This is a genomic window from Monashia sp. HAY1-2A (genome assembly GCF_056755315.1).
Window position 1 is genome coordinate 1 of record NZ_JBNDHY010000548.1, and the last position, 256, is coordinate 256.

The following is a 256-nucleotide window of genomic DNA, read 5'->3' on the forward strand; positions in this document are numbered from 1 at the left end:
ATGCACGGCGTGCCGTCCGGCGCCTCGTACAGGCAGTCGGCGATCGGCTCCGCCAGCACCGAGTCCAGCGATCGCTGTGCGGCGGCGAGCAGCTGTGTGCGCACCGTGTCGGCATCCGCACCCGCGACGAGGCGGTGCGGCACCTGCAATCCGAACAGGGTGAGCGTCTGCGCGCCGGAGGCGCGGAGCTCGGCGCCGAGGAGCGAGGGGTCGGTCAGCGAATGGCAGTAGATCTCGGCGGGGCGCATCCCGGATC

The 256-nt window shown here is 72.3% G+C and carries 1 pseudogene; it reads right to left on the reverse strand.

What is annotated here, in order from left to right:
* Positions 1 to 256: pseudogene (locus ACPYOM_RS23050) on the reverse strand (NAD(P)/FAD-dependent oxidoreductase); the annotation flags it as partial.